The organism is Serratia sp. JSRIV001 (assembly GCF_019968745.1).
In the GTDB taxonomy this organism is placed as follows: domain Bacteria; phylum Pseudomonadota; class Gammaproteobacteria; order Enterobacterales; family Enterobacteriaceae; genus Chania; species Chania fonticola_B.
Genome location: NZ_CP074147.1, coordinates 2,386,665 through 2,400,908, shown reverse-complemented (window position 1 = coordinate 2,400,908; position 14,244 = coordinate 2,386,665). Strand labels below are relative to the sequence as shown.

The window sequence follows — 14,244 nt, the reverse complement described above, 5'->3', positions numbered from 1 at the left end:
CATGAAAAAGTGGTCACATCTGCTCGCAGCCGGGATGATGGCACTGAGCCTTGGCTCAGCAAACGCCGCGGACGACGGCAAAACGCTCTATTTCTACAACTGGACCGAGTATGTCCCGCCGGGTCTGCTGGAACAGTTCACCAAAGAAACCGGTATCAAGGTGATTTACTCCACCTATGAATCGAACGAAAGCATGTATGCCAAGCTGAAAACCTACCAGGATGGCGCGTACGATCTGGTGGTGCCCTCCACCTATTTCATCGCCAAGATGAGCAAGGAAGGGATGCTGCAAAAGATCGACAAAAGCAAACTCAGCCACTTTAACGATCTCGACCCCAACCTGTTGCACAAGCCGTTCGATCCCAACAACGATTACTCCATTCCCTATATCTGGGGCGCCACCGCCATTGGCGTCAATACGGATGCCATTGATGCCAACACCGTAACCGCCTGGGCCGATCTGTGGAAACCGGAATACAAAGGCCGCGTGCTGCTCACCGATGATGCACGTGAAGTATTCCAGGTCGCGCTACGCAAACTGGGATATTCAGGCAATACCACCGATCCTAAACAAATCGAGGCTGCCTATAACGAGCTCAAGAAGCTGATGCCAAACGTGCTGGCGTTTAACTCCGATAACCCGGGTAATCCGTATATGGAAGGCGAAGTCGATCTGGGCATGGTATGGAACGGTTCGGCCTATGTCGCGCGCCAGGCCGGTACTCCATTGGAGATCGTCTGGCCGAAAGAAGGCGGCATTTTCTGGATGGATAGCCTGGCCATTCCGGCTAACGCCAAGAACGTCGAGGGTGCATTGAAGCTGATCGACTTCCTGCTGCGCCCAGAGATCGCGGTGCAGGTGGCGGAAACCATCGGTTACCCTACCCCCAATCTGGCCGCGAGAAAGCTGTTGCCGAAGGAGATCGCCAACGACAAGTCGCTGTATCCGGATGATGCGGTGATTGAGAACGGTGAGTGGCAAAACGATGTGGGCGATACCAGTACGCTGTATGAGACCTACTTCCAGCAGCTAAAAGCTGGACGCTGACCTAGATTAAGGTGTGGAGAACATATTGAATTTCCCCACACCTTTTAACCCGACGCTCGATTAAGGCTTATCCGCCCGCTCGACCTTGCCCATCAGGAACTTGTGCACAAAGCGTGGCACCACCTCGCTGGCCGGGCCGTAATGCTTCTCTTCGAACTGGCTTTCCACCAAGCTCGGCTCCAGATTCAGCTCCATGGTATAAGCCCCGCCCAACCGTGCCTCGTGAACAAAGCCTGCCGCAGGATAAACATTGCCAGAGGTGCCAATCGCGATAAAGAAATCGGCCTTGGCCAACGCGGCGTAAATCTCATCCATCCCCAACGGCATTTCACCAAACCACACCACGTGAGGCCGCAGAGGCGCAGGGAACTGGCAGCAGTGGCAGCGTTCATCCACGCTCAGGTCTCCCAACCACTCCACCACCTGCCCAGAACTGGTGCAGCGCACTTTCAGCAGCTCGCCATGCATATGCAGCACCTGCTTGCTACCGGCCCGCTCGTGCAGGTTGTCGATATTCTGCGTAACCAGCAGGAAGTTCTCCTCCCCCAGCCACTCTTCCAAATCGGCCAGCGCACGATGAGCCGCATTAGGGCCGATATCCGACTGCTGCAGCTGCCGGCGGCGCGCATTATAAAACTCCTGCACCAAGGCCGGATCGCGCTGATAACCGTCCAGAGTGGCGACATCTTCTACCTTGTGCTCTTCCCACAGCCCATCGGCAGCGCGGAAAGTACGGATGCCGGACTCGGCAGAGATCCCTGCTCCCGTCAGCACCACGACAAACGGCTTTTTCAGCTCTGCCGCCGCCATGGTATCGCGTTGGAATATCCGCGAGCGAAAACGCTGATGCCGTACATGCTTACTCTTGCGAAACTGACACAACCGATGGCGAGTGTGCATGAACTCTCCTTATTTATGACTTTCCACCAAATTGAGGAACGCTGCCCCACGAACACCGCCAGCATCGCCATAGCGTGCCTTCTCGATGCGTGGCAGTTTGGCTACCCGTAACAAATGGGCGGGCAAACGCTGGGGCAACGCCTGATAAATTGCGGCAAAATTCGATAAGCCGCCGCCAATCACCACCAGGTGGGGGTCGATGATGGTCAGCAGGTTGCCCAGGCAAATGGCCAGGACATCCAGAAATCGTTCTACGTGCGCCACGGCCTGTGGCTCACCGGCCTGATAATGCGCAATGATTTGCTGCGCTGGCAACCGTTGTTGATAAAAATGCGCATACATCCACTCAAATCCGCGGCCCGAGATGTAATTCTCGATGCAACCGTCATGGCCGCAGCCACAGGGAACGCGAGGAATATCACGCCCGAGCACCTCCAGCGCATCCACCGGCAAACGGAAGTGGCCAAACTCTCCGGTGATAAAGTTACGCCCAGAGACCACTTTACCATTAACGATCAAACCACCGCCAACACCGGTACCCAAGATAATGCCTAGCACCGTCGGGTAATGGCGGAACTCTTCGTCCCAGGCTTCCGAGAGCGTGAAGCAGTTTGCGTCGTTATCGACCTTGACCTCGCGGCCAATCAGCTTGCTCAGATCGCGCGGCAGCGGCTGCCCCATCGCGGCCGGGACGTTGGCGGTAAACAAGGTGCCATCTTCATTTGGCAACCCGGGAATACCTATACCCACCTGCCCCTGCGTACCACAAACGGCATCGGCCTCATGGGTGAGATCGCGTAATACCGCCAGCAGTTGCCGGTAGTCGTCACACGGCGTCGGCACCCGCTTTTGCCAGATACGCTGCAGGTTGGCGTCGAACACCCCAAGTTCAATCTTGGTGCCGCCCATGTCGAAACCGTAGTACATAACTCGCCCTCAGGGTAAAAAAATGGGGCCCGCTACCGGCCCCAGGTTTTTATTACTGCCCGCTCAATACGCGGGCCGGATCGATGCGGCTGGCACGTCTGGCCGGATACCAACTGGCCAGCAGGCTAAGCACGATTGCCGTACCCAGTACGATAGCGACATCCAGCCAGTGCAGCTCGGACGGCAGGAAATCGATAAAGTAGATGTCGCCAGACAGGAAAGAGTGGCCCATCAGCTTTTCGATGCCTTTCATGATATTGGTCAACTGTAGCGAGGCAATCACGCCAACCACTACCCCGCTAAGGCTACCTACCAGCCCGGCCAACAAGCCATACCAGACAAAGATGGCGCGGATAAAGCCGTCTTTGGCCCCGAGTGTACGCAGCACGGCAATGTCGCCACTCTTGTCCTTCACCGCCATCACCAGGGTGGAAACAATGTTGAAACAGGCCACGCCGATCACCAGCACCATCGCCAAATACATGATGGCGCGGATCATCTGAATGTCGCGATACATAAATCCGTAGGTGCCAATCCAGCTCTTGATATAGACGGTGGCATCGGCGACTTCCCCGGCGTCACGCACCAGCTTGTTAGCGGCGAACACGTCGTTGACCTTGATGGCAATCCCGGTGACACTGTCACCCATATCCAGATAGTGCTGGGCATCCGCCAACGGCACCATGGCCAAGCTGTGATCGAGCTGACCGCTAAGTTGCAGAATACCGGTGACATGCAGGCGAATACGCTTCGGCTGCAACAGTTTCATCTCAGGATCGCTATTGGGGATCATCACCGTGACGTAAGAGCCCTGCTTCACGCCCAGAGCGTCGGCGACCCCTTTGCCCAGGATCACCTGCTGCTCACCGCTTTTGAAATTGGCCCAGGCATCGCCCTGCACATAACTTGGCAGCGCGCTAAGCTGTTTTTCCTGCGCAGGATCGACCCCTTTCACCTGCACGGCGCGTAGCTGAGCACCATTCTCCATCAGCCCGGTAAAGTTGATATAGGGTGCCGCAGCCAAAATGCCCGCTACCTTTTCGACCCGTTGCAGGATCTCCGGCCAGCCGGTGAACGGTTGCTTGACCGGTTCGATCTCTCCGTGCGGCACCACCGCCAGAATACGGTTCTGCAGTTCACGTTCGAAGCCGTTCATCGCGCTTAGCCCGACGATCAGCACCGCCACGCCCAGCGCGATGCCGATGGTGGAGATCACCGAGATCAACGAAACCATGCCGCCGCGCCGCCGGCCACGGCTGAAGCGCAGCGCCATCAGCAATGAAAGTGGCGAAGCGCTCATTACTCGGCCCCCATCAGGGTCAGTTGCGCCTGTAGATGGCCGTCTGCCATTTCCAACTGGCGGCTCAGGCGTTTAGCGAGTTGCAGATCGTGGGTGACCACCAAAAATGCGGTGCCCTGGCGTACGTTCAATTCACCCAGCAAATCGAAGATGCTGTCTGCGGTGCGCTTATCCAGGTTGCCGGTCGGCTCATCTGCCAACACCAGTGAAGGATTATTCACCAACGCACGGGCAATCGCCACGCGCTGACGTTCACCGCCGGAAAGCTCGGACGGGCGATGTTTGCTACGTTTTTCCAGGCCCACGGCCGCCAGCATCTCCAGCGCCTTTTCCTTCGCCAGCGCCGGTTTCGTGCCACCGATCAGCAGCGGCATCGCGGCGTTTTCCAGCGCGGTGAAATCTGGCAGCAGATGATGGAACTGATAGATAAAGCCGAGCTGGCGGTTGCGCAGTTCGGCTTTGGCAGTGGAAGAAAGCTTGTTCAACGACTGCCCTTTGTAAATCACCTCACCCGAAGTGGGCGAATCCAGCCCCCCCAGCAGATGCAGCAAAGTACTTTTACCGGAACCCGAGCTACCGACGATCGCCATCATCTCGCCCGGTTGCATGGCAAAACTGACATTGCGCAGCACGTCGGTATGCAGGTTGCCTTCCTGATAGGTTTTACACAGGCGCTCACACTGCAATAAAGGATGGTTACTCATAACGTAAAGCCTCAGCGGGTTGTACGGCGGCAGCGCGCCATGAAGGGTAAAGCGTGGATAACAGTGAGACCGCCATCGCCACCACGGCAATGATCGTCACCTGGAGAGGGTCAACCGCCACCGGCAGAGAAGCCCCGTCGATCAACGCGCCAAGGATCGGCATCAGGTTGTTCAGATTGGTGGCAAGCAGCACGCCTAACAGCGTGCCCAGCAACGAACCGATAATCCCGGCGCTGGCCCCCTGCACCATAAAGACCGACATGATCTGCCGCCGCGTCAGGCCCAGGGTTTGCAGAATGGCCACTTCGCCCTGCTTCTCCATCACCAACAGGCCCAGCGAGGTAATGATATTGAATGCCGCCACCGCCACGATCAGGCTAAGCAGCAGCCCCATCATGTTTTTCTCCATGCGCACCGCCTGGAACAGCTCGCCCTTGCGTTCGCGCCAGTCTTTCCACTGGGTGCCTTCCGGCAGCGTTTGCTGGCTAAGGGTGTCCACCGTCAACGGCTGTTGCAGGAACAGACGCCAGCCGGTGATATTGCCCGCCGGGTAGCGCATCAGACGTGAAGCATCTTGCTGGTTCGCCAGCAGCTGATAGCCGTCCACTTCACTATTGGCATGGAAAGTGCCAATCACGGTGAACAGACGTTGGCTTGGGATGCGGCCCATCGGGGTAAACTGGCTCGCGCTCGGTACCATCAGACGCAGCTGATCGCCACGCTTGACGCCCAACTGCCCGGCAAGCTGTTCACCGATAATCAGGTTGTACTCGCCCGGCTGCAGCTGTTGCTGTTTAACGTTGACCAGATAAGGCGTCAGCGGATCGGGCTGCTGCGGGTCAACCCCCAACATGACGCCAACGGCCACGCTGCGAGCGCTTTGCAGCACCACATCGCCGGTAGTCAACGGGGTGACTCGGGTGACACCATGCAGGTTTTGCACGGCAGAGGCTGGCAGCTGTTCAGGGTTGATTGAACCCTGCTTGCTGGTGATCAGCGCCTGCGGCATGAGCCCCAGGATGTTGTTTTCGAGATCTTTCTCGAAGCCATTCATCACTGAAAGCACCGTCACCAGCGCCATCACCCCCAGCGTAATGCCAATGGTGGATAGCCAGGAAACAAACCGCCCAAAGCGGTCTGAGGCTCGCCCACGCATATAACGCAGGCCAATAAATAACGCGACAGGTTGATACATGAAATCCGTTTTGTTGCCGTAGCTTAAGCAAAGTGATCAAGGATAATAAAGGCTCTACCGGTTTTATGGAACCACCCGGCCGGTTTTATTCATCATGTTTGCACGGGTTTACAGAAAATGCCGGATTTTGACCTTCCTGATGGCACGGTTGTTTCGACTGACAGCCGCTTAACCGTTTGACAATCCGTTTACAACGGGCAAATTAATAGGCTGAACGAATCAATGCCAACCACATGAGGTAGCCATGACCGTTACGTCCCACTGCATCACCGCCGCCGATATTGCCAAAGCGGCCGAAATCCTGCAAAACCACGCGATCCGCACACCAGTAATGACTTCCCGCCAGGCGGATGAGATCGCCGGTGCCCAACTCTTTTTCAAGTGCGAGAATTTCCAGCGCATTGGGGCCTTTAAATTCCGTGGTGCCTTTAACGCCATCAGCCAATTGACTCCGGCTCAGCGCCAGGCCGGAGTGATCGCCTTCTCATCCGGTAACCATGCGCAGGCCATGGCGCTGGCGGCCCGTGAGCTTGGAGTGAACGTCACTATCGTGATGCCGCATGACGCCCCCGCCGCCAAGCTGGCGGCAACCCGCGGCTATGGAGCTAACGTGGTGATCTATCAGCGGCAAACCGAAGACCGGGAAGCCATCACCCAACGGTTAGCGGCGGAAAAGGGCTTAACGGTGATCCCACCTTACGATTATCCGCAGGTAATGGCTGGCCAAGGCACCGCAGCAAAAGAGTTGATCGAAGAAGTTGGCCCGTTGGATATTCTGCTGGTTTGTACCGGTGGCGGCGGGCTGCTCTCTGGATGCGCCATTGCGGCACATCACTGGTCGCCAGGTTGCCGGGTATTTGGCGTTGAACCCGAGGCGGGTAACGATGTGCAACAGGCATTCCGCAGCGGTGAAAAAGTGTGGATCCCGGTACCAAAAACCATTGCCGACGGCGCGCAGACTCAGCAGGTAGGCAATCTCACCTTCCCGATCATTCAACACTATGTGGAAGATATTCTGACGGTGACCGACCAACAGCTGTGCCAGCAAATGCGTTTCTTTATGGAGCGGATGAAGATGGTGGTCGAACCGACCGGCTGCCTTGCTGCCGCAGCGGCGATGAATCAGGTCATCGATCTGCGGGGCAAAAAAGTCGGGGTGATCGTCAGCGGTGGCAACGTGGACGTCGATAAAATCGGCCAGTACCTCGCCATGGCGCAGAATTGATTAAATTACCGCCAACAGGAAGCTTGCTCGCGCTTTTACCGGTGTCAGTTTATACGCCGCTGGGCTAGTATAACCAAGGTAAAAGGTGATGGGCTTGAACCACTTTATAGCCCCCTCTCCCAAAGGGAGAGGGAACCGAATGTGCCTTAGCCATACTCCGTTACCTAACCGCAACACCGTTCCAGCTCCCTCTCCTTGGGGAGAGGGTTGGGGTGAGGGAGAACGAGTCAGCTTTAGCCAAACGCCAGGTAAACAGGATTTTGTGGTATTCACGCGTCGAGCGCCACGGTGAACACCACAAAAACTGTTATTCAATTCATTGATTAAAGATAACTGAATGAGCATTTCTGATAAAAGCCGCAGCTCCGCATCCTCCTACCGTTACTCTCTTCCTGACCGCGCGGGCGATTTACGCCAGCTAGGGCAGCTCACCGGTTCTGCCTGTGCCGTTGAATGCGCCGAAATCGCCGAACGCCATCCCGGCCCGGTGATGCTCATCGCCCCGGATATGCAGAATGCATTGCGGTTGCGTGACGAAATCCAGCAGTTTACCGATCAGATGGTGACCACCCTTTCCGACTGGGAAACGCTGCCATATGACAGCTTCTCGCCCCATCAGGAAATCATCTCGGCGCGGCTTTCCAGCCTGTATCATCTGCCGACCATGGCACGCGGCATCATCATTCTGCCGGTGAATACGCTGATGCAACGCGTCTGCCCGCATGAGTTCCTGCATGGCCATGCGTTGGTGATGAAAAAGGGCCAACGACTTTCGCGGGATCTGCTGCGGGCACAGTTGGAACAGGCCGGTTATCGCAGCGTCGACCAAGTGATGGAGCATGGCGAATTTGCTACGCGCGGAGCGCTGCTTGACCTGTATCCCATGGGCAGCGAAGAACCTTATCGCATCGACTTTTTCGACGACGAGATCGACAGCCTGCGCACCTTTGATGTGGATAACCAGCGTACGTTGAGCGAAGTGGACGCCATCAACCTGCTGCCAGCGCACGAGTTCCCGACCGATAAGGCCGCCATTGAGCTGTTCCGTAGCCAGTGGCGTGAACAGTTTGAAGTGCGTCGCGACGCCGAACATATTTATCAGCAAGTGAGTAAAGGCACCTGGCCTGCCGGTATCGAATACTGGCAACCGCTGTTCTTCAGCCAGCCTCTGCCCTCACTGTTCAGCTATCTGCCAGCCAATACGCTGCTCGTCAACACCGGCAACCTGGAGGGAGCAGCCGAGCGTTTCTGGCTCGATGTCAATCAACGCTATGAGAACCGGCGGATCGATCCGATGCGGCCGCTGCTGGCCCCGGATACCCTATGGCTGCGGGTCGATGCGCTATTTGCCGAGCTGAAAGCCTGGCCGCGAATGGCGTTGAAAACCGAGGAGCTGCCTGCCAAAGCCGGTTGCACCAACCTGGGCTATCAAACCCTGCCGGATCTCGCCGTCCAGGCCCAGCAGAAGGCCCCACTGGATAATCTGCGACGCTTTATTGAAAGCTTCACCGGTGGCGTGGTCTTCTCGGTAGAGAGTGAAGGCCGCCGTGAAACCCTGCAAGATCTGCTTGGTCGCATCAAGCTGAGTACCAGTCTGATCCATCATCTGGATGAGGTCGAAGCATCGGGCCGTTACATGATGGTCGGAGCCTCCGAGCGTGGCTTCCTGGATACGCTGCGTGATCGGGCGTTGATCTGTGAAAGCGATCTGCTCGGTGAGCGCGTCAGCCGTCGTCGGCAGGATAATCGCCGCACCATCAATACCGATACCCTGATCCGCAACCTGGCAGAGCTGCACCCAGGGCAGCCAGTGGTGCATCTGGAACACGGCGTTGGCCGCTACGTTGGCCTGACCACGCTGGAAGCTGGGGGCATCAAGGCGGAATATCTGATCCTCTCCTACGCCGGTGAAGACAAGCTGTACGTGCCGGTCTCTTCCCTGCACCTGATCAGCCGCTATGCCGGAGGAGCCGACGAGAACGCCCCGCTGCACCGGCTTGGCGGGGATGTCTGGTCGCGAGCCAGGCAGAAAGCCGCCGAACGCGTGCGTGACGTGGCCGCCGAGCTGTTGGACATCTATGCCCAACGTGCCGCCAAGAGCGGTTTTGCGTTCAAACATAATCGTGAGCAGTATCAACTGTTCTGCCAGACCTTCCCGTTTGAGACCACGCCAGATCAGGAACAGGCCATCAACGCGGTGCTGAGCGATATGTGCCAGCCACTGGCGATGGATCGTCTGGTCTGCGGCGACGTTGGCTTTGGTAAAACCGAAGTCGCGATGCGTGCCGCCTTCCTGGCCGTCGAAAACGGTAAGCAGGTCGCGGTACTGGTGCCGACAACCCTGCTGGCGCAGCAGCACTTCGACAACTTCCGCGATCGCTTTGCCACCTGGCCCATCCGCATCGAAATGATGTCGCGTTTTCGCAGCGCCAAAGAGCAGCAGCAGATCCTGGAAGAGGCGGCCGAGGGCAAGGTCGATATCCTCATTGGCACCCATAAGCTGTTGCAGAGCGATCTGCGCTGGAAAGATCTGGGGCTGTTGGTGGTTGATGAAGAACACCGCTTTGGCGTACGTCACAAAGAGCGTATCAAGGCAATGCGTGCAGACGTAGATATTCTGACGTTAACCGCCACGCCAATCCCACGCACCCTGAATATGGCCATGAGCGGCATGCGCGATTTGTCGATCATTGCTACCCCACCGGCCCGCCGTCTGGCAGTGAAAACCTTTGTCCGTGAGTACGACAGCCTGGTGGTGCGCGAGGCCATCCTGCGTGAGGTACTGCGCGGCGGCCAGGTGTATTACCTGTATAACGACGTCGAGAATATCGATAAGGCCGCCGAACGCCTGGCGGAGCTGGTGCCAGAAGCACGGATTGCCATTGGCCACGGCCAGATGCGGGAACGCGATCTGGAACGGGTGATGAACGATTTCCACCACCAGCGCTTCAACGTGCTGGTTTGTACCACCATTATTGAAACCGGCATCGACATCCCCAGCGCCAATACCATCATTATCGAACGGGCAGACCGCTTTGGCCTGGCACAATTGCATCAGCTACGTGGCCGTGTCGGGCGTTCGCACCATCAGGCCTATGCTTATCTGTTAACCCCGAACCCGAAGGTCATGAGCACCGACGCACACAAGCGGTTGGAAGCGATTGCCTCGCTGGAAGATTTAGGGGCCGGGTTCGCGCTCGCCACCCACGATTTGGAAATCCGTGGTGCTGGGGAGCTGCTGGGGGAAGACCAAAGCGGCCAGATGACCACCGTGGGCTTCTCGCTGTATATGGAGCTGTTGGAAAGCGCCGTCGACGCCCTGAAGAACGGGCGTGAGCCTTCACTGGAAGATCTCACCAGCAATCAGACGGAAGTGGAACTGCGCATGCCAGCGCTGCTGCCCGATGACTTTATCCCCGACGTGAATACCCGTTTGTCCTTCTATAAACGCATTGCCAGCGCTAAAAATGAGGGTGAACTGGAAGAACTGAAGGTTGAGCTGATCGATCGCTTTGGCCTGCTGCCGGATGCAGCGCGTAACCTGCTGCAAAGCGCGGCGATGCGTCAACAGGCGCAGATACTGGGGATCAAGCGTATCGAAGGCAACGAGCGCGGGGGCTTTATCGAGTTTGGCGAGAAGAACCGGGTCGATCCGGGTTATCTGATTGGCTTGCTGCAAAGCAAACCGCAGGTTTACCGCCTGGATGGGCCAACCAAGCTGAAGTTTATGCTGGATCTCACTGACCGGTCCGAACGACTGAAGTTTATCGGCGAGCTGCTGGCGGCGTTCAGAGAGCATACTTTGGCAGCTTGATTACTGCACCGTTCTAGCGCCCTTTTAAGGGGAAAGCCGTTCCCTGATAAGGACGCCAGAACGGCTCCCTCTCCCTGTGGAGAGGGTTGGGCCGAGGGTAAACTCCGAAGATCAGACCTTGGTCAGCACCAACTGGCCACTTCTATCCAGCGGGATCTGGGTGCCTGGATCGTGATCCATGCGGATTTTGCCCTGCTGGTCGCCAATCTTGTAAGTCACGTCATAGCCCAGCGTTTTCTGCGATTTGTCATACACCGTTTTGCAGCGCTGCTGCGTGCTGGTGGTAGTGTCGTTGTCTTGCAAGGCCCCCTGCACCTGGTGACCGGCATAGCCCCCCCCCAACGCACCTACTACGGTCGCAACATCACGGCCACGGCCACCGCCAAACTGGTGACCAATCACCCCCCCAGCAACCGCGCCCAGCACGGAGCCAGCGATGCGGTTTTCATCCTGGACCGGCGCACGATGGGTCACCGTGACGTTCCGGCACTCCTGCCGAGGGGTTTTGATGGTTTCTTTGATCGGTGTTGCGGCGAGAACCTGCGCATATTGTGGGCCGGGAGTGAATACGTCCAGACCAGCTACGGCAGCAATTCCCAGAGCGGCTGCAATACCAATCCCAACACCGGCTAACATTGATTTGTTCACAGGAAATCCTCCTGAATGTGTTACCACGCATTATGCACCGGGCAAACTCGCATTGCTCACAGGCGATTTCCCCGGTTTACGGCGTGCGTGACGCGCCGTCTGTAAACGCCCTAAAGTCTGCACAAGGAAGTTCACCCTCGCAATAAGACTCAATGAGCAAAACACCCTGAAAACGGGCCAAAACCAATGAATTGAGAAGAATCCTATCCCTGCCGGTCCCCTCTCTCACGGCAAGAAAAAACCCACGCGGCAAGCCTACGTGGGTTTTCATCAACCGAACTAGTGGGTTAAAACATTAGTGCATCTTCAAGCGCGGACGGATCACGCGGTTGATACCACCCACCAGCATCATCAGGCCGGTTTTGGTATAGCCGTGCAGCGCTACCTGGTGCATACGGTACAGCGAAATATACACCACGCGGGCGATACGTCCTTCGACCATCATCGAACCACGCATCAGGTTGCCCATCAGGCTACCTACGGTGCTGAAGCGGGAAAGCGAGACCAGTGAACCATGATCCTTATAAACGTAAGGCTTCATCGGCTGATCGTGCATCATCGCCAGGATATTGCTATAGCAACGTGATGCCATCTGGTGGGCAGACTGTGCCCGTGGTGGCACAAAACCGCCGCCTTCACGTGGACAGGACGCGCAGTCACCAATAGCAAAGATGTTGGCATCGCGGGTAGTTTGCAGCGTTGGCTCAACCACCAGTTGATTGATGCGGTTGGTTTCCAGCCCGGCAATCTCTTTCATAAAGTCCGGTGCCTTGATGCCCGCTGCCCACACCATCAGATCGGCATTGATAAATTCGCCGCCTTTGGTGTTCAAGCCATGCTCATCGGCGCTGGTCACCATAGTATTGGTTAATACCCGTACGCCAAGCTTGTTCAGTTCCTGGTGCGCCGCTGCGGAAATACGCGGCGGCAGCGCTGGCAGAATACGCTCACCGGCTTCAACCAGGGTAACCTTCAAGGCGCTGTTATCCAGCCCTTCAAAGCCGTAGCTGTGCAGCTGTTTGACCGCGTTATGCAGTTCTGCCGACAGCTCAACGCCGGTAGCCCCACCGCCCACGATGGCGATATTCACGCTCTCCTTCTCTTCTGGATTGGCAGAGAACTTGAGGAACAGGTTCAACATCTCGTTATGGAAACGGTGCGCCTGATTCGGGTTATCCAGGAAGATGCAGTTATCTCTTACCCCTGGGGTGCCAAAGTCGTTCGAGGTGCTGCCGAGCGCCATCACCAGGATGTCGTAGCTCAACTCGCGGGCGGGAACCAGCTGGCAACCCTGCTCATCGCAGATCTGCGTCAACTGCAACGTTTTATTTTCACGGTCAATGTTGACCAGTGAACCCAGTTGGAAGTTGAAGAAGTGGTTACGCGCATGCGCCAGGTAGTTCAACGCATCCACACCGTCATCCAGAGAGCCGGTAGCCACTTCATGCAGCAACGGCTTCCACAGATGGCTGTGGTTGCGATCCACTAGCGTGATCTCCGCTTTATGCTTACGACCCAGTTTATGGCCCAGGCTGGTTGCCAGCTCCAGACCACCGGCACCACCGCCGACAATAACGATTTTCTTCTTTGGCGTTGTCAAAATGACCCCCTGAATGTGAACCAATTGTTGCCTAAGGGTAAATAAATAATATCCTTAGAATACATAGGGTTCGCTTAAGTTAAACCTGCAATCTGGGGCCAGAATAACACGAGAGGTTATTTGGTCATACCAAAATTGATGTACGTCAAAGTTTTTTGGTTAAAGGCTGGACGAAGGGCTTTTTTGAGGATTGTGATTCAAATAGTTAGCGTGAGATCACAGTTTTGCACTTTGCTACCCACCGGCGAAAACGGGCTCGATAAAAACAAAAAAGCCGCAATTGCCGCCCTTAGGGAGCAGCAGCTACGGCTTGGTCATGCGTTATAAAACTGTTACGCCAGCGTCTTGAATGCCTTGATGCGCTGAAGGTGTGGCGAGATGTTTTTAAACTTGTGACTCTGCTGTTCATCCCAGACGATTTCATAATACTTGTGCAGCAACTCGGCACTACGCTGGCTGTCCAACACTTCGTCCTGACGAGAAAGCACCACCAGGCAGCGATCACGGTTCTTCTCACGGAAATCATCCACGCATTTTGTGGCGATATCGCGATACTCTTCCGGCCGGTCGATCTTGCCGTGCATATGTTCTTCCGGATACAGGTTCGGGTTGAAGATCACCTGACGGATACCGCACAAGAAACCGATACGTTCGGCCCAAAAGCCCCCAAGACCCACGCCGCAGATCAGAGGATGGACATCCCCTTCCTGCTGAACCGCCTTGTCCACCTCTTTCAATAAATGCTGCATATCATGGCGCGGATGCAAAGTGCTGTAGCTGATAAAGCGCACGTCCGGATCGATGAACTGTAACTGCATAATCTTTTCATGATTGCCGGGACTGGTGGAATCGAAGCCATGCAAATAGATAATCATGTGGTTCC

Annotated in this window: 11 protein-coding genes; 3 read left to right on the top strand and 8 right to left on the bottom strand. The window is 56.3% G+C overall.

The genetic code is table 11. The features are described from left to right. Position 1: 1 nt before the first annotated feature. Positions 2-1,048 (top strand): spermidine/putrescine ABC transporter substrate-binding protein PotD, encoded by a 1,047-nt coding sequence (potD, locus tag KGP17_RS10870; protein ID WP_059200569.1) that lies wholly within the window; start codon positions 2-4, stop codon positions 1,046-1,048. Positions 1,049-1,108: 60 nt separating this feature from the next. On the opposite strand, the gene cobB is transcribed toward potD, so the two are convergent. Genes cobB through lolC form a run of 5 tightly spaced genes read right to left on the bottom strand, consistent with a single transcriptional unit; the run spans position 1,109 to position 6,074 of the window. Next, complete coding sequence (cobB, locus tag KGP17_RS10865; protein ID WP_021804695.1) at positions 1,109-1,948, bottom strand: Sir2 family NAD+-dependent deacetylase; 840 nt, start codon at positions 1,946-1,948, stop codon at positions 1,109-1,111. Positions 1,949-1,957: 9 nt separating this feature from the next. Continuing rightward, positions 1,958-2,875, bottom strand: coding sequence for an N-acetylglucosamine kinase (gene nagK / locus KGP17_RS10860; RefSeq protein ID WP_223499288.1), 918 nt, complete (start codon positions 2,873-2,875; stop codon positions 1,958-1,960). Positions 2,876-2,927: 52 nt separating this feature from the next. Next, entirely contained in the window at positions 2,928-4,175 is a 1,248-nt protein-coding gene (gene lolE, locus KGP17_RS10855) for a lipoprotein-releasing ABC transporter permease subunit LolE (protein WP_223499287.1), read from the bottom strand. Beyond that, positions 4,175-4,879 carry a lipoprotein-releasing ABC transporter ATP-binding protein LolD gene (gene lolD, locus KGP17_RS10850; protein WP_021178283.1) on the bottom strand — a complete coding sequence of 235 codons (705 nt, stop codon included), beginning with the start codon at positions 4,877-4,879 and terminating at the stop codon, positions 4,175-4,177. The genes lolE and lolD overlap by 1 nt, the downstream gene beginning before the upstream one ends. After that, positions 4,872-6,074, bottom strand: coding sequence for a lipoprotein-releasing ABC transporter permease subunit LolC (gene lolC / locus KGP17_RS10845; protein WP_094981845.1), 1,203 nt, complete (start codon positions 6,072-6,074; stop codon positions 4,872-4,874). The genes lolD and lolC overlap by 8 nt, the downstream gene beginning before the upstream one ends. 244 nt (positions 6,075-6,318) lie before the next feature. Between lolC and KGP17_RS10840 the strand changes: the two genes are divergently transcribed. Together KGP17_RS10840 and mfd are read left to right on the top strand one after the other, a co-directional pair. Continuing rightward, on the top strand, positions 6,319-7,299 hold the full coding sequence (locus KGP17_RS10840) for a threo-3-hydroxy-L-aspartate ammonia-lyase (protein ID WP_223499286.1): 981 nt from the start codon (positions 6,319-6,321) through the stop codon (positions 7,297-7,299). A 337-nt stretch (positions 7,300-7,636) separates the two neighbouring features. Then, entirely contained in the window at positions 7,637-11,113 is a 3,477-nt protein-coding gene (gene mfd, locus KGP17_RS10835; protein WP_223499285.1) for a transcription-repair coupling factor, read from the top strand. A 111-nt stretch (positions 11,114-11,224) separates the two neighbouring features. Here the strand turns inward: mfd and KGP17_RS10830 are convergent, their stop codons facing one another. The 3 genes from KGP17_RS10830 to ycfP form a co-directional block, all read right to left on the bottom strand. After that, complete coding sequence (locus KGP17_RS10830) at positions 11,225-11,761, bottom strand: glycine zipper 2TM domain-containing protein (protein WP_166734786.1); 537 nt, start codon at positions 11,759-11,761, stop codon at positions 11,225-11,227. A gap of 295 nt (positions 11,762-12,056) precedes the next feature. Then, the gene (locus KGP17_RS10825) at positions 12,057-13,361 is read right to left on the bottom strand and encodes an NAD(P)/FAD-dependent oxidoreductase (protein WP_037374843.1); all 1,305 of its coding nucleotides are present in this window, start codon (positions 13,359-13,361) and stop codon (positions 12,057-12,059) included. 332 nt (positions 13,362-13,693) lie between these two features. Then, positions 13,694-14,236 carry an alpha/beta hydrolase YcfP gene (gene ycfP / locus KGP17_RS10820; protein ID WP_021804703.1) on the bottom strand — a complete coding sequence of 181 codons (543 nt, stop codon included), beginning with the start codon at positions 14,234-14,236 and terminating at the stop codon, positions 13,694-13,696. Positions 14,237-14,244 lie beyond the last annotated feature (8 nt).

Bases quoted from the DNA above. Each gene is read 5' to 3' on its own strand.
- potD (WP_059200569.1), top strand. From the start codon at position 2: ATGAAAAAGTGGTCACATCTGCTCGCAGCCGGGATGATGGCACTGAGC.
- cobB (WP_021804695.1), bottom strand. From the start codon at position 1,948: ATGCACACTCGCCATCGGTTGTGTCAGTTTCGCAAGAGTAAGCATGTA.
- nagK (WP_223499288.1), bottom strand. From the start codon at position 2,875: ATGTACTACGGTTTCGACATGGGCGGCACCAAGATTGAACTTGGGGTG.
- lolE (WP_223499287.1), bottom strand. From the start codon at position 4,175: ATGAGCGCTTCGCCACTTTCATTGCTGATGGCGCTGCGCTTCAGCCGT.
- lolD (WP_021178283.1), bottom strand. From the start codon at position 4,879: ATGAGTAACCATCCTTTATTGCAGTGTGAGCGCCTGTGTAAAACCTAT.
- lolC (WP_094981845.1), bottom strand. From the start codon at position 6,074: ATGTATCAACCTGTCGCGTTATTTATTGGCCTGCGTTATATGCGTGGG.
- KGP17_RS10840 (WP_223499286.1), top strand. From the start codon at position 6,319: ATGACCGTTACGTCCCACTGCATCACCGCCGCCGATATTGCCAAAGCG.
- mfd (WP_223499285.1), top strand. From the start codon at position 7,637: ATGAGCATTTCTGATAAAAGCCGCAGCTCCGCATCCTCCTACCGTTAC.
- ycfP (WP_021804703.1), bottom strand. From the start codon at position 14,236: ATGATTATCTATTTGCATGGCTTCGATTCCACCAGTCCCGGCAATCAT.